The sequence below is a fragment of the Pseudomonas sp. GV085 genome, from assembly GCF_003050925.1.
Lineage (GTDB): Bacteria > Pseudomonadota > Gammaproteobacteria > Pseudomonadales > Pseudomonadaceae > Aquipseudomonas.
In genome coordinates, this window is record NZ_QAOV01000014.1 from 56,698 (window position 1) to 77,777 (window position 21,080).

Sequence of the window (21,080 nt, forward strand, 5' to 3'; positions counted from 1 at the left end):
TGTGGGGGTAAGAGTATGAAGTCTGTGGTCATCGTCGGTGCCGGTCCGGCGGGCATTCGTGCGGCGCAAACGCTGGTTGCCCATGGCGTGTGTCCGGTGCTGCTGGACGAAGCCGCACGCGGCGGCGGGCAGATTTATCGGCGTCAACCGGCCAACTTCAAACGATCGCCGGTCAAGCTGTACGGCTTTGAAGCACGCAAAGCCAATGCGCTGCATCAGACGATTGACGCACTGCGCGAACAAATCGATTACCGCCCCGAAACCCTGGTGTGGAATGCCGAGGACGGCGCCCTCGACACCTTGCAGAACGGCCGCGCCGCACGCATGGAGTTCTCCCGGGTGATCGTCGCCACCGGCGCCACCGACCGGATTCTGCCCGTACCGGGCTGGACATTGCCGGGGGTCTACAGCCACGGCGCGGCGCAAATCGCCTTGAAGTTCCAGGGCTGCGCCATCGGCGAACGCGTGGTGTTCGCCGGCAGCGGCCCGTTGCTGTACCTGGTCGCCTATCAATACGCCAAGGCTGGCGCCAACGTGGTCGCGGTGCTCGACAGCTCCCCCTTCAGCGCACAGGCCCGAGCCCTGCCTGGCCTGCTGGCGCAACCGTCCACGCTGGCCAAAGGCATTTATTACCGCAGCTGGCTGACCGCGCACGGTGTCCCTGTGCATCAAGGCGCGACCCTGGCAGCCATCGACGGCGAGCAACGCGTGCACTCGCTGCGCTGGTCCAACACCAAGGGCAACCACTCACTGGACTGCGACGCGGTGGCCTTCGCTCACGGCCTGCGCAGTGAAACCCAACTGGCCGATCTGCTCGGCTGTGAATTTGCCTGGAACCCGCTCAATCGCGCCTGGTTACCGCAGCGTGACCGTGCGGGCCGCAGCAGTGTCGCCGAGGTTTATCTGGCGGGCGACGGCGCCGGCATCATGGGTGCGGACGCGGCGGAAATGGCCGGTGAGCGCGCCGCTTTGGCACTGCTCGAAGACATGGGGCATCTGATTCCGGCGCAGCGCCCTGCGCTACTGGAACACCGCCTGGAACGCATTGGCGAATTTCGTCAGGGCCTCGAACGCGCCTTTACATTTCCCGACAACTGGGCCGCCGGTCTCGCCGATGACGTGATGGTCTGTCGCTGTGAAGAAGTACGCGCCGGGGATATTCGCGACGTGGTGCGCGAAGGTCATTGGGAAATCAACCGGGTAAAGGCTCATTGTCGTGTCGGCATGGGGCGTTGCCAGGGTCGGATGTGCGGTGCCGCAGCAGCAGAAATCATTGCCTGCCAGAGCCGGCGCGCCGTGTCCGATATCGGCCGGTTGCGCGCCCAGGCACCGATCAAACCGCTACCGTTTGGCCTGGAGATCGAGCCTTGAACGAAGTCGACGCAGTCATCATTGGCGGTGGCATTGTCGGTGCAAGCGCCGCCCTGTTTCTCAGTCGGGCCGGCCGGCGCGTGGCGTTGCTGGAACGGGATTTTTGCGGCTCACATTCCAGCGGCGTGAACTACGGCGGCGTGCGGCGTCAGGGTCGTCCCCTGGCACAATTGCCGCTGTCGCAAAAGGCCCACGAAATCTGGGCGCAGTTGCCACAACTGATCGGCATCGACGGCGAATACCAGCGTAGCGGTCACCTCAAACTGGCCCGCAGCCTCAACGATCTGCAAGCCCTGCAGGACTACGCCGATAGCAGTCGGGGGTTCGGCCTCGATCTGCAAGTGCTCGACCGAAGCCAATTGCGCGCGCGTTTTCCGTGGGTTGGAGATGTGGCGGCAGGCGCGTCCTATTGCCCGGACGATGGTCACGCCAACCCGCGCCTGGTGTCTCCGGCGTTCGCTCGGGCGGCGCGGCAACAGGGTGCACAGGTTTACGAACAATGCGCGGTGAGCGCGGTAGAACATGACGGGCAACGGTTTCGTGTGCGTACGCAAACCGGCCAGGAATGGCGTGCCCCCTGTCTGTTGAACTGCGCCGGAGCCTGGGCTGGCAGCCTGGCCGCGCAGTTCGGCGAACCGGTGCCGATGCATTCAGGTCATCCGGCGATGCTGGTCACCGAACCGTTGCCGCTGGTGATGGATGCCAGCACCGGCGTCGAGGGCGGTGGCATTTATGCCCGTCAGGTTACCCGGGGAAATTGCGTGCTGGGCGGCGGCCAGGGCTTTGCCCTCGACGAGACCCGCGCCCGCCCCGGTCAAGGCGCAGTGCTGGAAATACTCCGCCAGGCCGTCGAGCTCTACCCGTTTCTTGAAGGTGCCCAGGCGATTCGTACCTGGAGCGGCACCGAAGGTTATCTGCCCGATCGCCAACCGGTGATCGGCCACAGTGGCACCCAACCCGGTCTGTTGCACGCGTTCGGCTTTGCCGGCGCCGGTTTCCAGATCGGACCCGCGGTGGGCCAGGCGCTCACCGAAATCATCTGTAGCGGCGCGTCAAAGACGTCGCTGGATGCGTTTTCCATCACCCGGTTTCACTCCATCTCCGTAGCTTGATAGAGGAAGGTCGCGCCAATGAATAACGTCAAACGCAGTGCACTGCTCGGTTTCTCCTGGCTAAGTTTTTCTTGCGTGGGCGCCCTGCTCACGGTCACTCAGGCCCAGGCCGAGCCGACTCTTTATCTGGGCATGAACGGCGGGACCATGGAGCGGCTCTATGCCGACAAGGTGCTGCCGGCTTTCGAGAAGGCCAACAACGTCAAAGTGGTGATCGTACCGGGCACCTCCGCCGATATCCTGGCCAAGGTCCAGGCCAGCAAAGGCAACCCGCAGATGCACGTGATGTTCCTCGACGACGGCATCATGTACCGCGCGATCTCCATGGGCCTGTGCGACAAACTCGAAGACAGCCCGACACTGGAACAGATTCCGGCCAAGGGACGGATCAAGGACCAGGCCGTGGCGGTCAGCCTCGGGGTCACCGGGCTGGCATACAACACCCGCTTGTTCAAGGAAAAAGGCTGGAGCGCGCCGACCTCGTGGATGGACATGGCCGACCCGCGCTTCAAGGACAAACTGGTGTTCCAGTCGATGGCCTCTTCGACGTTCGGCTTGCACGGTTTCCTGATGTTCAACCGGATCCAGGGCGGCACCGAAACCAATGTCGACCCTGGTTTCAAGGCCTGGCCGAACACCGTCGGGCGTAACGTACTGGAATACATTCCGAGCTCGGCGAAGATCTCCGAAATGCTTCAGACCGACGAAGCGGCGCTGTTCCCGTTGACGCCGACCCAGGTGACGGCTCTGAAGCTCAAGGGCATGCCAGTGGAATATGCACAGCCGAAGGAAGGGGCCGTGGTGCTCAACGTCGCCGAATGCGCAATCGCCAACAACACGCAACCGGAGCTGGCGCAAAAACTTGCCGCCTTCTTGCTGACCCCCGAAGCCCAGGCCGTCGCACTCGAGGATGGCGACCAGATTCCGTCCAACCCCAACACCCCGACCACCGAGCGAACCCGCGGTCAGGTCGAAGCCATGAAACAGTACCTCGATACGGCGATTGCCGTGGATTGGGATCAGGTCAACGAACAACGTCCGGCTTGGAGTGCGCGGTGGAACCGCAGTATCGAGCGCTAGGTCACTGGCCAGGCACAGCTGTGTGGGCCCTGCGCGAAAGCCTGGACGGCGATGCCATTGATCTGTCGCGTACCCGCAGTTGATTGGGGCAACTGGTCGAAGTCAGCGAACCCGTCTGATCGATAGCTTTTTGTTGTATTAAAGGGCCTCTTCGCGAGCAAGCCCGCTCCCACATTGAACCGAGTCGCCGCTGATCAAATGTGGGAGCGGGCTTGCTCGCGAAAGCGGCCTGACAGTCGCCACATCTTTCCCGCTATCATGTCGCGCATTTCCGGGGCCACGCGCCTATTCCTTGATCAAAAGCGAACCTGTTCATGCATACCCTTGCTCAATTGCGTGCCGGCGAGTTGTCGGGCATCACGCGGCTGGATCTGGTCGACGGCCTCACCGAATTCCCCCGGGAGATCTTCGATCTGGCGGACTCGCTGGAAGTGCTCAACCTCAGCGGCAATGCCTTGAGCGCCCTGCCCGAGGACTTGCATCGCCTGACCCGTTTGCGCGTGCTGTTCTGTTCCGATAACCGCTTCACCGAGTTGCCGGCCTGCCTGGGCCAATGCACCGCACTGACGATGATCGGCTTCAAAGCCAACCGCATCGCCCACGTGCCCGCAGCGGCGCTGCCGCCGCTGCTGCGCTGGCTGATCCTGACCGACAACTGCATCGAAACCTTGCCGAGCGAACTGGGAGAGCGCCCGTTCCTGCAAAAGCTCATGCTCGCCGGCAATCGATTGCAAGCGCTGCCGGAGTCATTGCGTCAGTGTCATCGGCTGGAACTGATCCGCATCGCCGCCAACCGGTTGACCGGGTTGCCGCAATGGCTGCTGGAGCTGCCGAGCCTGACCTGGCTGGCCTATGCCGGCAACCCGCTGGAAACCGAAGCCGATGCCGCGGCCCTCGACGCCACTTCACGCATTGACTGGTCGGCGCTGCGTCTGGAGAAGAAACTCGGCGAAGGGGCGTCCGGGGTGATTCATCAGGCCGTCTGGCAACCGGCTGACCAACCGGCCACGTCAGTTGCGGTGAAGCTCTACAAGGGCGAAATGACCAGCGACGGTTCGCCATTGCACGAGATGAACGCCTGCATCACCGCTGGCCTGCACCCGAATCTGATCCGCGTCGAAGGGCGGATTGTCGATCACCCGCAGCAAACCGCCGGGCTGGTCATGCAGTTGATCCCGCCGAGCTTTCGCAACCTCGCCGCGCTGCCGAGCCTGGCGTCGTGCAGCCGCGACATTTACCCCGACGATTTGCGTTTCAGTGCCGCGGTGGCGCTGCGCATTGCCTCGGGCATTGCCTCGGTGGCCGAGCACCTGCACGGTCATGGCATCACCCACGGCGACCTCTATGGGCACAATATTCTCTGGAGCGAACAGGGTGATTGCTTGCTGGGAGACTTTGGCGCGGCGTCGTTCCACGGGATTTCCGACAGCCTTGAAAGCCGTGCCTTGCAGCGGATCGAGGTGCGGGCATTCGGGGTGTTGCTGGGGGAGTTGCTGGAGCGGGTTGATTCGGGGTTGAGCGATGCACTGCGTGGGCTGCTGGAGGATCTGGAGCGGCGTTGCTGTCAGCCGCAAGTGCTGGCACGGCCTGGTTTTGGTGAGATCGTTCAGGAATTGAATGGTTGGTGACCGCTGCGCGGTCAATCGTCGGATCGCCGCCCGGAGCAAGCTCGCTCCCACAGTTGACCGAGTTGCCCGGACGGACGCGATCTAATGTGGGAGCGAGCTTGCTCGCGATGACGGCCTGCCAGACAACAGGGCCGTCATTGACACAAAGACTTAACCCGCCAACCCGACAAACATGTCCTGCACGTCGTCGTGGTTATCGAGGCCTTCGAGGAACGCTTCGACTTCCGCCATCTGCTCATCGCTCAGGCCGCTGACCGGGTTTTTCGGCTGGTAGCCCAGTTTGGCCGACAGCACGGTGAAGCCTTGTTCCGGCAGGGCTTTCTGTACCGCGTCGAGGTCGGTCGGCTCGGTCAGGAACAGGGTTGCACCCTCTTCACCCGGCTCGAAATCCTGTGCACCGGCTTCGATGGCGGCCATTTCCGGATCGGCGTCCGGGGTGTCCGGCGACGCTTCGATCATGCCAACATGGTTGAAGTCCCAGGCCACAGAGCCGGAAGCACCCAGTTGGCCCTTGCGGAACGCCACGCGGATCTCGGCCACGGTGCGGTTGATGTTGTCGGTCACGCACTCAACGATCAACGGCACCTGATGCGGGGCGAAACCTTCATAAGTCACGCGATGGTATTGCACGGTCTCGCCCAACAGGCCCGCGCCCTTCTTGATGGCGCGATCCAGTGTTTCCTTGGGCATCGAAGCTTTCTTGGCCTGTTCAACCACCAGGCGCAAGTGCGCGTTGGTAGCAATATCAGCGCCGTTGCGCGCAGCAATGGTGATTTCTTTCACCAGTTTGCCGAAGATCTTGCCCTTGGCATTGGCTGCCGCTTCTTTGTGTTTAACCTTCCACTGTGCGCCCATTTCTCACTCTCTTATCTGTGGCATCTGTGGCGCCGAGACATCTATTGGCCGACGCTTTGTGCAAGTTTATACGGCCTAAAGTTGGCAATCGACCAAAAAATCCCGACTTGCATCGACATCTTCACCAGCGGTTGTAGGGCGATTCGGAAATGTCGCTTTAACGTGCCCGCAATGCGCTGAGGTTTCGTACGCTTTGCACCCTATTCCACGGCAGTAGCGTGTTCGATGCACAACGACAAGGAAAGTCCCACCATCCTGACGCTTCTCGACGATGACCTGAGTTTCCAGGTAGTCCGGTTCAGCGGTCATGAAGCACTCAACCAGCCCTATCGATTCGATATCGAGGTTATCGGGCTGGCACCGGCCCTGAGCCTTGAACGATTGCTGCAGCAACCGGCGTTCCTCGAATTTGGCCACGACCAGGGCATTCATGGCCTGCTGCACAGCGCCAGTTGTGAACATCGAAGCGGGCACCGGGTCGCTTACAAGCTGGTGCTGGTGTCCCGTGTCCAAGTGCTGGAGCAGCAAGGACGCCGACGAGTTTTCCAGCGCGCCAGCGTGCCCATGATCCTGCGCCAATTGCTCGAGGAACACGGATTGCCCGCCGGCAGTTATCGCTTTGAACTGGCAACCGGGCACTATCCCCTGCGACCTTTTTGCATTCAGTACGATGAAACCGACCTGGCGCTGCTGCAACGACTGTGCGAGGAAGAAGGCATCCACTACCACTTCGAGCATCAACGCGACGGCCATGTCCTGGTGTTGGCCGATGACAGCCTGAGTTTCCCCCAGGAACCGTTGCTCATGCCGATGCGCAGTGACGACCTCGACGAACATCAGGAACCGGTGATCAGCGAACTGTTCCAGCGCCATGACGCGACGCTCTCCCCCGTGCGCCCGGGTGCCAGGAATCCTGGTGTAGCGGACACCAGCGACGGCGCAGCCAATCACTCGTTCGCCACGACAAGACACTTTCCCGCCCACGAACAACAACATCGCGATCAGCTCAGCCGTCGACAACTGGAACGCCTGCGCTGTCGACACCTGCAGATCCACGGTCAAAGTAATCAGGGTGCATTACGCAGCGGCCGGATCGTACAGGTGGCCGAGCACCCGCTGGCGAATTTCAACGACCAATGGCTGGTCACCGAAATCCGCCATCAGGGTCGTCATTCATCCATTCTGCTTGACGACACACCCGACATGTCCCCGGGTTACCGCAACCAATTCAGCGCCATCCCCTGGTCGACCGTGTTCAGGCCCTCGCTCAAACAACCCAGGCCGAGCATTCCCGGGTATCAGCCCGGCCAAGTGTGCGGCCTGGTCGGGCAACCGCCGAGGGTGGATGAGGATGGCCGGGTTCAGGTGAACCTCTGGCCCGTCACACAATCAGTCGCAGAGGCGTCCGATGGCCTGTGGCTGCCGCTGGCGCTGACCACCGCCGAGGACTGGCTCGATCCGTCCCGCCTGCCCTTGGCCGGCAGCGAGGTACTGGTGATTTTCCTCGACAGTGACCCGGATCGCCCGGTGCTCTGTACGGCCATGGGCTCTCGGCCACAACCTCGCGGCCCTCGTCCGCGTGAGCCCCGTGGCGATACCCGCCTGCTGTTCGACTGGCTGCTCAGCCGCTCGGACCTTGCGCCCTGACACTCAGCCCTTGTCAGCCTTGCCGGCCGCTGCGGCGAACTTCGCCAGACGCACATCCAGATGCCGCGGCCGACGCCCGTGATCCTCTGCGCGCTCCTTGCGGCGGATGGCGTTGCGCACCATCAGCGAGCCGATGTAGCGAATCGGTTCCGGCGGGAAAAAACCCAGCGGTCCGTTGACCAGTGGTGAGCGAGTCCAGGGGTTGTCCAGGCCCAGGACCATCGACGCCAGAATCTGCCCGCCCATATGGCAGGGCCCGACACCGCTGCCGGAGTAGCCAAAACCGTAGAACACATTGCCACTGGCGCTCATCTGCCCGAAAAACGGCAGCCCGGTCACCGAACGGTCCGACGGACCATTCCAGGTCGCTTCGACCTTGACGTCGGCAAACGCCGGGAAGAAATTCGCCAGGCTGCTCTGCAACAAACCGGCGTAAGGCGAAGGTTGATCGAACACCGGCAGCATGCGTCCACCGTAAGCGAAGGTATTGCCACCCTTGCCAAGCATGATCCGGCCGTCCGGGGTGTTGTGGTAGTAGTGCACGAAAATCCGTGAATCGAGCACCGTGACGCCGCTGGTCAGGCCGATTTCTTCGAGCAAATCCGGCCGTGGCTCGGTGATCAGCATGTCGCTGGAAACGATCGCCACACTGCGCTCGAACTGCGGGAACGCTCGGGCCATCCAGGCGTTCATCGCCAGCACCACGCGGTCGGCGCGGACGGTGCCGCCGGGGGTTTGAATGCCCACCGGCTTGCCCTCTTCCAGCCCGGTCATCGCGGTGTTTTCGTGAATCCTCACGCCCAATTGCAGGGCAACCCGGCGCAGACCACGCACCAGCTTGCCAGGCTGCACACTGGCCGCGGCCGGAGAAAACCAGCCCTCCAGGTGTTTGCTGGAACCAGCCATGCGCTGCACATCGGCCACCGGCCGCCGGGTGAACGAGTTGATGCCGTGGCGCTCCAGTGCGGCGATGACCGCATCGGTCGAGCCGCATTGGGCACGGTTGGTGGCGGTGTAGAGCGTACCGTCAAGGCGGTAATCGGCGTCCACCGCATACTGTTCGCAGAAGGCGCCGATGGCATGGATGCTGCGCTCGGACTCCTTGACCAGACGCACGGCCTCTTCGACGCCGAACAAACGCTCAAGGGTGAAATACTTGGCCGACCACGACAGCGCACAACCGCCATTGCGCCCACTGGCACCGGCACCGCAGATATCCGCTTCGATCAGCAACACGTCCAGCTCGGGGTTCTGCTCCTTGAGCATGATCGCGGTCCACAACCCGGTATAACCGCCGCCGACGATGCACACGTCGGCGCGGCTGTCGCCTTGCAGTGGCGGACAGGTTTCGGATGCATCAGCTTTCAAGGCCTGGTCCAGCCAAAAGGGTCTCATGGGAAAACTCCAGTCAATGGCCCACACGCCAGCCTGCCGCAGACGCAGCAGGCGACGAGGGACAGGATTCAGATACGCAGGGGTTTGATGGTCATCGCTTTATTGGGCACGTAGGCGAAGTGAGTACCCAGGCCACCGGGGCGGCTGTTCCAGTGCGGGATCAGCACCAGTGCCGAGAACATGGCGCAGCCAGCGAAGACAATGAACACGGTAACGGTGTCGAAGTAGCCTGGCAGCAGGCCACCGAGAATCGCCCCGACTGAGCCGCAGCCGTTGACGAAACCGGCTGCTGTGGCGCCGGCCTTGGCGGTGCCGAAGTCGATGGCGGCCGCGCCGCTGATCATCGAGTCCGGCCCATAGAGGGTCAGGCCCATGACGAACAGCAGCGCCACCACCAGCAGCACGCTGCCGGTATGCAGGGCGCCCATGAAAAATGCCAGGGACACGGTCAGCGCCAACAGGCTGATCACGCAGGCCGGCATGCGCCGGGCGCCGAACAGTTTGTCCGAGGCCAGGCCGATCATGATCGGTCCGAGCAATCCGGCCAGTTCAAAGGCGGTCGGAATGATCGCCGCGCCGACCTTGCCCACCGAGGGCATCTGTTCGAAAACGATCACCGGTCCCCACAGCAGAATCGCGTAGCGCGCCGGTTTGAGCATGAAGTACGCCAGCCCGAGCACCAGCACGGTGCGGTTGCGCAGGATTTCCTTCAATGGCTCCCACATGCTGATTTTGCTTTGCGCGTCAGCCTGTTCGGCGGTCAGCTCGGGTTCCGGCTCCACCGCCGGCAAGCCGACGTCTTCCGGTTTGTTGCGTTGGAAAATAAAAAACAGCACGGCGACCAGCCCAACCACCGCCGCACTGGAAACAAACGCCGCATGCCAGCTGCCGATGAGCGTATACGCCCACCAACCGGCAAACGGCGACGCCACGAGACCGCCAAAGGCGTAGCAGGAACTCCACAGGCCCAATACCCGCCCGCGTTGCTCGGAGGGAAAGAAGCTGCCGAGGTTCTTGCACAGCCCCGACCAACCGGTGGACTGCGCCAGCCCTTGTATCAGCATGCAGGTAGCGAAAATCGGCAAGGTTGCGAAGTTGCCCATCACCAGCGCCGCGGCGGCGGAAATCAGCAATCCGCCGAGCACCACCACCCGCGGCCCGAATCGGTCGGCGAGGATGCCCCAGGTGAACTGGCCGACGGCGTAGGCCGTCAGGTAGATGGCATCGAGGTTGGCCATGGCCATTTTATCGAGCATGAAGGTCGGGTCTTCGCCAATACCGAGTTTGGCGACCGAGAAGGCTTTGCGGGTGAAGTAGAACGCGGCGTAGGCGAGCCAGGTGATCGCGAAGATCTGCATGCGCCAACGCTTGATGGTGCCGATGTGCTTGTTCATTGTGGTTCTGACCTCAGGGTGTGAGTGTGCCGGCAGAATTGGAAGAAAACGCCTGTGTTTTTATTGTTGAGCACTGCGATATCGCCCTGTCCCTACGGCGGATACCGGTCAGATGAGTCCTGTTTTTTGCACGCCCAGGCTCATGGCACCCGCTGCTGTTCGACTGACCCGTCAGCGGGGCTGAGGTGGATAAAAACAATTACTGATTAATAAGTGAAATCGATTTATCGTATTTCAAATATAAGGTCAGATTGTTACTGGAGATTCCCATGTCGGTGTCCCACGCCCAGCTCAAAGCCTTCCATGCCGTGGCGGTCCATGGAGGCTTTACCAAAGCCGCCGAGCGGCTTTTTCTGACGCAGCCGGCGATTTCCGACCAGGTGCGCAAACTCGAAGAGCGCTACGGCGTCTTGCTGTTTCACCGCAACAAGCGCTCGGTGCGCCTGACCGATCTGGGCGAGCGCCTGCTGAGCGTTACACAGCGGCTTTTTGTGATTGAGGCCGAAGCCCAGGAGCTGTTGCAGGATTCCCAGGCCTTGCAGACCGGTAGCCTGATTCTGGCGGTGGATGCACCGGTGCATGTGCTGCCGCAGATTGCCCGCTTCTGCGAACGCTACCCCGGGATCAGCGTGAAGATCGAAACCGGCAACACCGATGAGTCGCTGTTTCGACTGTTCAACTATCAGGCCGACCTGGCGTTGCTGGGCCGTGACGTCAGCGATGAACGCCTGATTTCCCTGCCCCTGCGTAACGACCCGATGGTCGCGTTTGTGTCGCGCAATCACCCTTGGGCCGATCGCGAATCCATCACCCTTGCGGACCTCGACGACACGCCACTGGTGTTGCGGGAAATCGGTTCGGTGACCCGGCAGACCCTGGAGGAGGAAATGCAACGCGCCGGGTTCCGCATTCGCCCGGCGATTCAGGTCGAAGGTCGGGAGGCGGCGCGGGAAGCGGTGGTGGTCGGGATTGGGGTGGGCGTGGTGTCGGCTGCCGAGTTTGGCGCCGACTCCAGGGTTTGTGCACTGCCGATTACCGATTGCGAACGACGGCTGACTGAAACACTGGTGTGCTTGCGCGAGCAGAGTTCGCGGCGGGTGGTGGCGACGTTTCTCGAGATGGTGCGCGAGAGTCTGGTGTAGGCAGGCCAGGCCCCTTCGCGAGCAGGCTCGCGAAGGAAGCGACCCGGTCTTTCAGGTGGGCGCCAACCCGAAAAATGCCTGAATCAACCGCAAATCCCGTCGCCGCTCCATGCACCCCATCATGTGCCGATTCACCAACCCCTCGCCAATGATCGGCACCGCCGCCACTCGCGGGTCGTGGCTGACTTCCACCGACGACACCACCCCCACCCCCAGTTCGGCGGCCACCGCCTCGGTTACCGCTTCGCGGCTGTCCAGTTCCAGCAACACCCGTGGATTGACCCTGGCCTGGGCGCAAGCCTCATCGAAGGTGCGCCGGGTAATCGAACCCGGTTCGCGCAGCACCATGATCACCTGATCCAGCTCTTTGAGCTGCACGCCTTTGGTCTTCTGCACCCAAGGATGGCCGTCGGGCACCAGTGCGCAAATCCGTGATTCGTTCAGCGCCTGCAGATGCAAGCCTTTGCGCGGCTCGACTTCGGTCAACACCGCCACGTCGGCATGTTCGGACAACAACGCCGCCAGGGTTTCCTGGGCGTTGCCCAGGCGCAGGTTCACCGTGATCCCCGGATAGCGCGCGCGCAGGCTGGCAAGCATCGGCATGACCATGTGCGGGCCGTCCGCCGCCACCTCCAGACGCCCGGTCAGCAGTTGCCGGTTGGCTTCGAGCATCACCTGCGCCTCTTCGGCCAGGCCGAACATCGCCCGGGTGATGGCCGCCAGTTTGGTGCCCTCCTCCGTCAGTTCCACTCGGCGGGCGGTGCGGCGCAGCAAGGTGATCTGGTAGTGCTCCTCCAGGGCCTTGATGTGCCCGGTAACCGCCGGCTGGCTGATGAACAGCCGCGCCGCCGCCCGGGTAAAGCTGCCTTCCCGCGCCACGGCATCGAATGCGCGCAGCTGAAACAGGTTCATGAATAACCCTCACTGATGGCTGGCATAACAACAAACAATTTGATTGATAACACGGCAAATTGCAATTTAGGCACCAACGCTTCATCCCATCGATTGCGAGGACACGAGAATGAGTACTGCCGAACCCATCCTGCTCACCCCCGGCCCGTTGACCACGTCGCCCCGCACCCGTCAGGCGATGATGGTCGACTGGGGTTCATGGGATGACCGTTTCAATCAATTGACCGCCAGCCTCTGCGAGCAACTGCTGGCAATCATCAACGGCGCCGCCACTCACCACTGCGTGCCCCTGCAAGGCAGTGGCACCTTCGCGGTCGAGGCAGCGATCGGCACGCTGGTGCCTCGCGATGGCAAGATTCTGGTACTGATCAACGGCGCCTACGGCAAACGCCTGGCGAAAATCTGTGAAGTGCTCGGCCGCGCCTACAGTACCTTCGAAACCGCCGAAGACGAGCCGACCACCGCCGCCGACGTCGACCGTCTGCTGCGCGCCGACACCGGCATCACCCACGTCGCCCTGATTCACTGCGAAACCAGCACCGGCATCCTCAATCCGCTGCCGCAGATCGCCCAGGTCGTCGCAGAACACGGCAAGCGCCTGATCATCGACGCCATGAGTTCCTTCGGTGCCCTGCCGGTGGATGCGCAGCAAGTGCCGTTCGACGCACTGATCGCTGCCTCGGGCAAATGCCTGGAAGGTGTGCCGGGCATGGGTTTTGTCTTCGCTCGCAAAGAATCCCTGGCCAACGCCACCGGTAACTCGCATTCACTGGCGATGGACCTGCAAGACCAGCACGCCTACATGGCCAAGACCGGCCAGTGGCGCTTCACCCCGCCGACCCACGTGGTCGCGGCGCTGCACGAAGCCCTGCTGCAATACAACGAAGAAGGTGGCTTGCCTGCACGACACCAACGCTATGCCGCCAACTGCCAGGCGTTGATGGAAGAGATGGGCAAACTGGGGCTGCGCAGCTTCCTGCCGGCGGTCATTCAGGCGCCGATCATCGCCACCTTTCATGCCCCGAAAGATCCTCGCTACCAGTTCAAAGAGTTCTACGAACGGGTCAAGGCCAAGGGTTACATCCTCTATCCCGGCAAACTGACCCAGGTCGAAACCTTCCGCGTCGGCTGCATTGGCCATGTCAACCCGGCGCAAATGCGCGAAGCGGTGGCGGCGATTGCTGAAGTGTTGCGCGAGATGGAAGTGCTGGAAATCTAAGCCACACCGTATACCCCTGTGGGAGCGAGCCTGCTCGCGATAGCGGACTGTCAGCCAACACATCCGTCGAATGTCAGGCACTCATCGCCAGCAGGCTGGCTCCCACAGTAAAAGCAGCCCTCATTAGCCAGTTGCCACAGGACTTGATCACCATGAACTACACCAACCCAACCAAACTGCAAGCCGCCATCCTCGACTGGGCCGGCACCGTGGTCGACTTCGGTTCCTTCGCCCCGACGCAGATTTTCGTCGAGGCGTTCGCCGAATTCGATGTCCAGGTGTCCATCGAAGAAGCCCGTGGCCCGATGGGCATGGGCAAGTGGGACCACATCCGCACCCTGTGCGATCTGCCGGAAGTTGCCGAGCGTTATCGCAAAGTGTTCGGCCGCACGCCGAGCGATGATGACGTCACCGCCATCTACCAGCGCTTCATGCCGCTGCAAATCGAAAAAATCGCCGAACACTCGGCGCTGATTCCGGGGGCACTGGAGACCATCGCCAACCTGCGCCAGCAAGGGATCAGGATCGGTTCCTGCTCCGGATACCCGAAACGGGTCATGGACAAAGTGGTCGAACTGGCCGCCACCAACGGCTACGTCGCCGATCACGTGGTCGCCACCGACGAAGTCCCGAACGGCCGCCCATGGCCCGCCCAGGCACTGGCCAACGTCATCGCCCTGGGCATTGACGATGTCGCCGCGTGCGTGAAGATCGATGACACTGTGCCGGGCATTCTCGAAGGTCGCCGCGCCGGCATGTGGACCGTGGCGCTGATCTGCTCGGGTAACGCCCTGGGTCTGGACTACGAAGGTTATCGCGCGCTGGGAAGCGACCAGCTGGACAGTGAGCGCAAGCGCATCCACACGATGTTCGAAAGTTCGCGCCCGCACTACATGATCGACACCATCACCGATCTGCCGGACGTGATCGCCGACATCGACAAGCGCCTGGCCAACGGCGAAATGCCGCAGTCCAGCTAAAAAACGCAACTCCCCCCTGTAGGAGCGAGCTCGCTCGCGATGGTCTCAAGAATGCCGCGGTTACCCGGTGGGTATGCGTCATCGTTGGCGACCATCGCGAGCGAGCTCGCTCCTACAGGATTTTTCTGTCTACTACCCGAGCCAGAGCATCCCGCGACCGATCGCCTCAGGCAAACCCGGTAAAACAGGATTACAGTTAACGCTCACCGTCGGACAAGAACGGTGGCTTTAAACCGGACCTCTGAGGAACACCGTATGCCGTGGAAAAACTCCGAATCGCGCTACAGCACCGTATCGATCGCACTGCATTGGTTGATGCTGGTCCTGCTGGCGCTGGTTTACGCCTGTATCGAGTTTCGCGGGATCTTTCCCAAGGGCAGTGGCGGGCGCACGCTGATGGTCGAATTACACTTCATGCTCGGCCTGACCGTTTTCGTTCTGGTCTGGGTGCGATTGTTGGCGCGCAGTCTCGGCCGCCCCCCGGAGATCTTCCCGGCTTCGCCACACTGGCAAACGACGCTGGCCAGGCTGATGCACTGGGCGTTGTACATTTTCATGATCTTCACACCGATTCTCGGGTGGCTGGTCACCAGCGCCAAAGGCAATCAGGTGATGTTCTACGGTGTCGACCTGCCGATGCTGGTAGCGGAAAACAAGGACCTGGCCAAACAACTCCAGGGCTGGCACGAGCTCGGCGGCACGATAGGCTATTGGCTGATCGGCCTGCATGCCGCAGCCGGGTTGTATCACCACTATGTGGTGGGCGATAACACTTTGCTGCGGATGATGCCCAAGCGGGCAAACCGCGATACCTGAGGCCACTGGCAAAACCTGTGGGAGCGAGCCTGCTCGCGAAATCGGTGTGACAGGCGCATCGATACTGGATGTATTACCGCCTTCGCGAGCAGGCTCGCTCCCACATGAGATTGCATGTGTGCTTTAGATTTGTGGATTGAATCCCCGCCGCCCCTGCAAGCCGCCGGTGTGAACGAAGATCAGCCGCGTACCTCGAGCGAACTTGCCCGCCTCGACTTGCTGCTTGAGCGCCAGCAATGCCTTACCGGTGTACAACGGCTCAAGGGGAATGCCGCTGGCCTGTTCGGTCTTTTCGATGAACTCAGTCAGCAGCGGGTCGACCTTGGCAAAGCCGCCGCGGCTGGCATCGATCAGCTCATACACCGCATGGATCAGACCCGCCTCCTGCACGATCCGCTCGACCTGTTGCGCCACCCCGTGATCGTCTGGCACCGCCAGGGCACCGTACACCGGATGATCCCCCGCTTCGGCCAGTACCAGGCCGGCCAAGGTCGTGCCGGTTCCGCAGGCCAGCCACCAGGCGTCATAGTCACTCCAGCCCAATCCCTCCAGTTGCGCGCAAACGCTGGCCCGCAGTTGCATGCAACCCAGGGCGCCAGGCAAACCGCCTCCCCCCTCAGGCACCGGATGCAGCGTCGGGTAGCGGGTGTGCCAGGGTTGCCAGAAACCCGCTTCATGCCTCGCTCGATAGCCTGCGTAACCCAGCCAGTGCAACGGCATGCCGAACGCCTGCAAGTCTTTGACCGTCGGGGTTTCCTGAGGGTGCCCGCGCAACAGGCCAACGGTGGCAAAGCCGAAACGCTTGCCCGCCGCCGCCAACGCGTGGAGGTGATTGGAGTGCGCTCCACCCAGGCTGATGATGCCTTCGGCGCCAACGCGGTCGGCAGTCTTCAGGTGCTCGATGAGCTTGAACCATTTGTTGCCGCTGATCAGCGGGTCGATCTGGTCCAGACGCAGGATTGCCACTTCGATGCCGGCGTGAGTGAGCCAGTCTAGATCAAGGCGTTCGAGGGGGGCTTGAGCAAGCCAATCGCTAGACGAGAAATACATCGATGCCGGTTCTGGGTAAAGAGTCAGCATTCTAGTCGCTCATAGGCAGCTATCGCGAGCAGGCTCGCTCCCACAGGGAATCTATGAACGACACAGATCAAATGTGGGAGCGACGGTGCGGCGATCCGACCTGCTCGCGATGGCCATTGGTACGCTGGACCTGTCTGTTACAACTGCGCCGCCAATCGCGAACCCTGGTTGATCGCCCGCTTGGCATCCAGCTCTGCCGCGACATCCGCGCCGCCGATCAGGTGCACGCTCTGCCCCGCCGACACCAGACCGTCATGCAATTCACGCAGCGGGTCCTGTCCGGCGCAAATCACGATGTTGTCCACTGGCAGCACCTGCGGCTCTGCGGTGTCGCCGATGCGGATGTGCAGGCCTTCGTCGTCGATCTTCAAGTATTCAACGCTGTTGAGCATCTGTACCTGCTTGTTCTTAAGGCCCGTGCGATGAATCCAGCCGGTGGTCTTGCCCAGGCCGTCGCCAACCTTGGATTTCTTGCGTTGCAGCAGGAACACCTCGCGGGCCGGCGCATGGGGCGCTGCCTTGATACCGGCAACACCACCGCGTGCCTCCAGGTGCGTATCGATGCCCCATTCCTTCCAGAACGCGGCGCGATCCTGACTGGTTGCAACGCCTTCATGCACCAGGAACTCGCAGACGTCGAAACCGATACCACCGGCACCAATCACCGCGACGCGCTTGCCGACCGGCTTGCGCTCCAGGATCACGTCCAGGTAGCTCAGCACCTTGGCATTTTCCACCCCCGCAATGGCCGGCAGTCGCGGCGCAATGCCGGTGGCCAGAATGATCTCGTCATAGCCGCCCTCGACCAGCCCGGCCACGTCGACGCGAGTGTTCAGGCACACCTCGACGTTGGTGGTCTGCAGTTTGCGATTGAAGTAGCGAATGGTCTCAAAGAACTCTTCCTTGCCCGGAACGCGCTTGGCGATGTTGAACTGACCGCCGATTTCGCTGGCCGAATCGAACAGCGTCACCTGATGACCACGCTCGGCGGCCACGGTCGCGGCGGATAAACCGGCCGGGCCGGCACCGACCACGGCGATTTTCTTCAGTTGCTGCACGGGCAGGTAATTGAGTTCGGTTTCGTGGCAGGCACGCGGGTTGACCAGGCAACTGGTCAGCTTGCCGCCGAAGGTGTGATCGAGGCAGGCCTGATTGCAACCGATGCAGGTGTTGATTTCATCGGCGCGACCTGCAGCAGCCTTGTTGACGAAATCCGGGTCGGCGAGGAACGGTCGCGCCATGGACACCATGTCGGCATCGCCTTCGGCCAGAATCTGTTCGGCCACTTGCGGTGTGTTGATGCGGTTGGTGGTGATCAGCGGAATATTGACCGAACCTCGCAGTTTGGCCGTGACCTTGCTGAAGGCCGCGCGCGGCACTTTGGTGGCGATGGTTGGAATCCGTGCTTCATGCCAGCCAATACCGGTGTTGATGATGGTCGCACCGGCCTGCTCGATGGCCTTGGCCAGTTGAACGATCTCGTCCCAAGTGCTGCCGCCTTCGACCAGGTCGAGCATCGACAGACGGAAAATGATGATGAAGTTCGGGCCGACCGCTTCACGCACGCGACGGACGATTTCCACCGGCAGGCGCATGCGGTTTTCATAGCTGCCGCCCCAGCGGTCGGTACGGTGGTTGGTGTGAGCGGCGAGGAACTGGTTGATGAAGTAGCCTTCCGAACCCATGATTTCCACGCCGTCGTACTCGGCGGTTTGTGCCAGTACCGAACAGGTGACGAAATCGCTGATCTGCTTCTCGATGCCCTCCTCGTCCAGCTCCCTGGGCTTGAACGGGTTGATCGGCGCCTGGATCGCGCTCGGCGCAACCTGTTTCGGGCTGTAGGCATAACGACCCGCGTGGAGGATCTGCATGCAGATCTTGCCGCCTGCCTCGTGCACGGCACGGGTAACGATGCGGTGTTTCAGCGCTTCTTCTTCGGTGGTCAGCTTGGCTGCACCGGAATACACGCCGCCTTCATCGTTCGGGCCGATACCGCCAGTGACCATCAGGCCGACACCGCCACGGGCACGTTCGGCAAAGTAAGCCGCCATGCGCTCGAAACCACCTGGCTTCTCTTCAAGGCCAGTGTGCATCGACCCCATCAGGGTGCGATTGCGCAGTGTGGTGAAACCCAGGTCCAGCGGAGCCAACAGGTGCGGGTATTGAGCGGCGGTCATCGGTAACTCCACATCGATCGATCACGGAAAGTGCAGGAGCTCTACGGCCCCCATCAGTCATGTTCGACAGACTAAGAGTCGCGCCGCTGGCGCTCAATGACCGTAACTGACAACTTATTGATCGAAATGAGCAGGAGTATTTGGCAAACGGGAATGACTCAAAACGAAAACGACCTTCATGGCGCAGGTCCGGATTGAAACCTGCACCATGAAGGTCGCCATCTTTCGGACTCGGGACAAGCCCGCAGGATTTACGCGCATGACCTGTTTAGCATGCGCTTGCAACTGTCCGCCGAGGCGCAACGTAGTCGTCCTGTTTTTTCGCTCGCTGAGTCAACACCAGCATCGCCAGGAACCCGAGCACAATCAGTACCGGATAAGCCATCAACAGTTCGGAAAGGGAAAACTTCCAGGCCAAAGGGCGTCCGACACCCAGCATGGCGGCATACATCCAGGACACTGCCGACAACGAGCCGCAGGCCAACGCCAGCATCCGTGCACTGAATCCGAGGTTGAGCAAGGAGCCTGCCTTTTGCAGCGCCGGCAGTACCATGCGATGCAACAAGACACCGTTGTAACTCAGCAATGCCACAATAATGACTTTGGCTTGAAGCTTTGGATTCATGAAGTAATCGAGACCTTTGTCCAGGTAATCAATACCGACGACAGCGACACCCGTTACCCACAGCGCTATCAGTGCAACGACGACAGATTTTTGAAGACTTTCCATGTGAGCATTATCATGCTCAGTGGCTACGTTGCGCCTTATAAGGTCTTTAACCATAGCGACATCACTGGTCAACACCAAACCAATGGCGACACAACACGCCACTAAATGAACGTAAATAACACCCAGACGTAAAAACTCCAGGAATTCTTTATTTTCCAGCAGGCTCATAATTGTATTTATCGCCACGGTATTTCCCCCACCTTATTCGACAGTACAGATCGACTACTTGACAGGATTTTTACTTATTCAAATATCCTGTGCGACCTTACTTCTAAAAGATAAGCCAAGTCACGGACTCGGCACTGTTAACCTCATTGACTCGCTCGGCAAATCAATGACCGGCTTGTTTATTACCTCCCTGAGTTTCAGATAAAACCCCCATTTGCATTCACTGCTTTTGAGATTCAACTTCCACTTCTTTTTTGCGATTGCAGGGGCAGGTCATGACTGACGTGCTTAGGAGTCAGAGGGCACAGACGCTCCAATGTTCATTTCTCGAGCAAACCACCGACAAACGGTGCGTAGCGCAAGTGCGCCTGAAGCGATAGTGACAAGACAACTTTCACGCTATGCCCCACCACAACTGGTCTGCTTGACTAGATACACTTCGGCAGCCGCTTATTGGATCCACTAGTTGTTATACATCCCATAACATGCGCAATAGCGAGCAACTCTCATCCAGAGCAAACTCCGACTGCGAATCCCACGGTGATTCGGCCAGCCTTCCAGGCAGATGGCAACGCAGGATTAACTTAAACAATAAGGGTGTAAACCAAGTCTCTGCGCTTATGCTCAAAACCCGAAGTAAACAAATGCCGTAGCTACCGCTATACCCCATGCGGCCAACGCCATGACTGTTGAATTGTACGGTAATCGGGATTCGCTCAAGCGCTGCAAGCCTGGCTTGGAAAACCCGGTTTGGTCATATCGGCAATCCATGATTGCGCGGTAGGTATATCGCAGGCCGACTAACAGAAACAGGGTGATCAGGCCGAGGACAAGTCCACGCCTGACAGGCGGTTTAACCCATGGTGCAAGGTGATCCTGTTCGCAGGCAATGCTATTGACTTGCGCAACGGTAATGAGTTGATAGTCCGACGAAGGCCGCTTTTGGCCCATCTGGATCGCCGCCTGTTGCTCTAGATCCAACACCTGATACTTCCAGAGCGTTGACGAACCACTGCGGCAGAAGGTAAACGCTGCAGGACTTGAGACGGCGATAATAAAAGCGTCGTTGATGTCCAGTTTTTTCAGCGTTTCTGTGGCTGACCTGGTGAAGCCCAGGTCGAAGACCGAAGTGATCCCGCTAGCAGAAGCCGCGACCGCAACCAATAGGCTGCTCAAGAGGCAGATGGCTGAAATGTTCAAGGCCGGGTTTCCTTTTTCCACTGTTTCTTTGATTTTGCAGTTCGGTTCCAACCTGCCTTGATGAGCTCCAGTACGCTGCTGGCACTCCGATAGCTGATGGGCAATTGAATGGAAGGAGAAAGGGAGGGCATCCATTGCCCTCCCCTCCGCTGTCCACGCTCCCTGCGTCAGTAC

General features: G+C 60.8%; 17 protein-coding genes. 9 read left to right on the forward strand and 8 right to left on the reverse strand.

Translation table 11 applies throughout. The features are described 5' to 3' along the window. Nucleotides 1–15: 15 nt before the first annotated feature. From C8K63_RS24960 to C8K63_RS24975, 4 genes are all read left to right on the forward strand, one after another. Entirely contained in the window at nt 16–1,371 is a 1,356-nt protein-coding gene (locus tag C8K63_RS24960; RefSeq protein WP_108219105.1) for an NAD(P)/FAD-dependent oxidoreductase, read from the forward strand. After that, complete coding sequence (locus C8K63_RS24965) at nt 1,368–2,483, forward strand: FAD-binding oxidoreductase (RefSeq protein WP_108219106.1); 1,116 nt, start codon at nt 1,368–1,370, stop codon at nt 2,481–2,483. The genes C8K63_RS24960 and C8K63_RS24965 overlap by 4 nt, the downstream gene beginning before the upstream one ends. Nucleotides 2,484–2,501: 18 nt before the next feature. Beyond that, nucleotides 2,502–3,563 carry an ABC transporter substrate-binding protein gene (locus C8K63_RS24970; protein WP_108219107.1) on the forward strand — a complete coding sequence of 354 codons (1,062 nt, stop codon included), beginning with the start codon at nt 2,502–2,504 and terminating at the stop codon, nt 3,561–3,563. Nucleotides 3,564–3,877: 314 nt separating this feature from the next. Beyond that, nucleotides 3,878–5,191 (forward strand): leucine-rich repeat-containing protein kinase family protein, encoded by a 1,314-nt coding sequence (locus C8K63_RS24975; RefSeq protein ID WP_108219108.1) that lies wholly within the window; start codon nt 3,878–3,880, stop codon nt 5,189–5,191. 150 nt (nt 5,192–5,341) lie between these two features. On the opposite strand, the gene C8K63_RS24980 is transcribed toward C8K63_RS24975, so the two are convergent. Next, nucleotides 5,342–6,046: a YebC/PmpR family DNA-binding transcriptional regulator gene (locus tag C8K63_RS24980; RefSeq protein ID WP_008051121.1), complete on the reverse strand. Its 705-nt coding sequence runs from the start codon at nt 6,044–6,046 to the stop codon at nt 5,342–5,344. A gap of 225 nt (nt 6,047–6,271) precedes the next feature. Here C8K63_RS24980 and C8K63_RS24985 point away from each other — a divergent pair, with 225 nt between their 5' ends. Then, entirely contained in the window at nt 6,272–7,693 is a 1,422-nt protein-coding gene (locus tag C8K63_RS24985) for a type VI secretion system Vgr family protein (RefSeq protein ID WP_108219109.1), read from the forward strand. A gap of 3 nt (nt 7,694–7,696) precedes the next feature. Here the strand turns inward: C8K63_RS24985 and C8K63_RS24990 are convergent, their stop codons facing one another. After that, the gene (locus C8K63_RS24990) at nt 7,697–9,088 is read right to left on the reverse strand and encodes an FAD-dependent oxidoreductase (protein ID WP_108219110.1); all 1,392 of its coding nucleotides are present in this window, start codon (nt 9,086–9,088) and stop codon (nt 7,697–7,699) included. Nucleotides 9,089–9,156: 68 nt separating this feature from the next. Then, entirely contained in the window at nt 9,157–10,482 is a 1,326-nt protein-coding gene (locus C8K63_RS24995; protein ID WP_108219111.1) for an MFS transporter, read from the reverse strand. A gap of 269 nt (nt 10,483–10,751) precedes the next feature. On the opposite strand from C8K63_RS24995, the gene C8K63_RS25000 reads away from it, so the two are divergent. Further along, on the forward strand, nt 10,752–11,624 hold the full coding sequence (locus tag C8K63_RS25000) for a LysR family transcriptional regulator (protein WP_108219112.1): 873 nt from the start codon (nt 10,752–10,754) through the stop codon (nt 11,622–11,624). 51 nt (nt 11,625–11,675) lie between these two features. Here the strand turns inward: C8K63_RS25000 and C8K63_RS25005 are convergent, their stop codons facing one another. Next, nucleotides 11,676–12,536 carry a LysR substrate-binding domain-containing protein gene (locus tag C8K63_RS25005; protein WP_108219113.1) on the reverse strand — a complete coding sequence of 287 codons (861 nt, stop codon included), beginning with the start codon at nt 12,534–12,536 and terminating at the stop codon, nt 11,676–11,678. A 109-nt stretch (nt 12,537–12,645) separates the two neighbouring features. On the opposite strand from C8K63_RS25005, the gene C8K63_RS25010 reads away from it, so the two are divergent. The 3 genes from C8K63_RS25010 (at nt 12,646) to C8K63_RS25020 (ending at nt 15,551) form a co-directional block, all read left to right on the forward strand. Beyond that, nucleotides 12,646–13,755 (forward strand): 2-aminoethylphosphonate--pyruvate transaminase, encoded by a 1,110-nt coding sequence (locus C8K63_RS25010; protein ID WP_108219114.1) that lies wholly within the window; start codon nt 12,646–12,648, stop codon nt 13,753–13,755. 152 nt (nt 13,756–13,907) lie between these two features. Beyond that, nucleotides 13,908–14,735 (forward strand): phosphonoacetaldehyde hydrolase, encoded by an 828-nt coding sequence (gene phnX / locus C8K63_RS25015; RefSeq protein WP_108219115.1) that lies wholly within the window; start codon nt 13,908–13,910, stop codon nt 14,733–14,735. A 255-nt stretch (nt 14,736–14,990) separates the two neighbouring features. After that, nucleotides 14,991–15,551, forward strand: coding sequence for a cytochrome b (locus tag C8K63_RS25020; RefSeq protein WP_108219116.1), 561 nt, complete (start codon nt 14,991–14,993; stop codon nt 15,549–15,551). Nucleotides 15,552–15,674: 123 nt separating this feature from the next. Here C8K63_RS25020 and C8K63_RS25025 read toward each other — a convergent pair whose 3' ends face one another. The 4 genes from C8K63_RS25025 to C8K63_RS25040 form a co-directional block, all read right to left on the reverse strand. Further along, nucleotides 15,675–16,601 carry a 1-aminocyclopropane-1-carboxylate deaminase/D-cysteine desulfhydrase gene (locus tag C8K63_RS25025; protein WP_108219177.1) on the reverse strand — a complete coding sequence of 309 codons (927 nt, stop codon included), beginning with the start codon at nt 16,599–16,601 and terminating at the stop codon, nt 15,675–15,677. Nucleotides 16,602–16,768: 167 nt separating this feature from the next. Continuing rightward, nucleotides 16,769–18,808 carry an FAD-dependent oxidoreductase gene (locus C8K63_RS25030; protein WP_108219117.1) on the reverse strand — a complete coding sequence of 680 codons (2,040 nt, stop codon included), beginning with the start codon at nt 18,806–18,808 and terminating at the stop codon, nt 16,769–16,771. A 268-nt stretch (nt 18,809–19,076) separates the two neighbouring features. After that, on the reverse strand, nt 19,077–19,724 hold the full coding sequence (locus C8K63_RS25035) for a hypothetical protein (protein WP_108219118.1): 648 nt from the start codon (nt 19,722–19,724) through the stop codon (nt 19,077–19,079). 606 nt (nt 19,725–20,330) lie between these two features. Further along, on the reverse strand, nt 20,331–21,041 hold the full coding sequence (locus C8K63_RS25040; protein ID WP_317850600.1) for a hypothetical protein: 711 nt from the start codon (nt 21,039–21,041) through the stop codon (nt 20,331–20,333). Nucleotides 21,042–21,080 lie beyond the last annotated feature (39 nt).